1 protein-coding gene is annotated in these 338 nt (G+C 61.5%); it reads right to left on the bottom strand.

The features are described 5' to 3' along the window. A partial coding sequence (locus RCF13_RS10105) for a cbb3-type cytochrome c oxidase subunit I (RefSeq protein ID WP_308141119.1) occupies window positions 1-338 on the bottom strand: 338 nt, incomplete at both ends.

Here is a 338-nt window from a genome sequence, read left to right as displayed (position 1 = left end):
CGCGGCATGCCGGCCAGGCCCAGGAAGTGCATCGGAAAGAAGGTCACGTTGAACGAGATCAGCGTCGACCAGAAGTGCAGCTTGCCCAACTTTTCGCTGTACATGCGGCCGGTCCACTTGGGCAGCCAGTAGTAGGTGCCGGCGAACAGCGCGAACAGCGAGCCGGCCACCAGCACATAGTGGAAGTGGGCCACCACGTAATACGTGTCGTGCACCTGGATGTCGATCGGCGCCACCGAGAGGATCAGGCCGGTGAAGCCGCCCATGGTGAACACGAAGATGAAGCCGATCGAGAACAGCATCGGCGTCTCGAACGTCATCGAGCCGCGCCACATGGT

It is taken from the genome of Stenotrophomonas maltophilia group sp. RNC7 (assembly GCF_030910085.1).
GTDB lineage: Bacteria > Pseudomonadota > Gammaproteobacteria > Xanthomonadales > Xanthomonadaceae > Stenotrophomonas > Stenotrophomonas sepilia.
The sequence above is the reverse complement of the archived record's forward strand: the minus strand, read 5'-3'. Positions and strand labels throughout refer to the sequence as shown.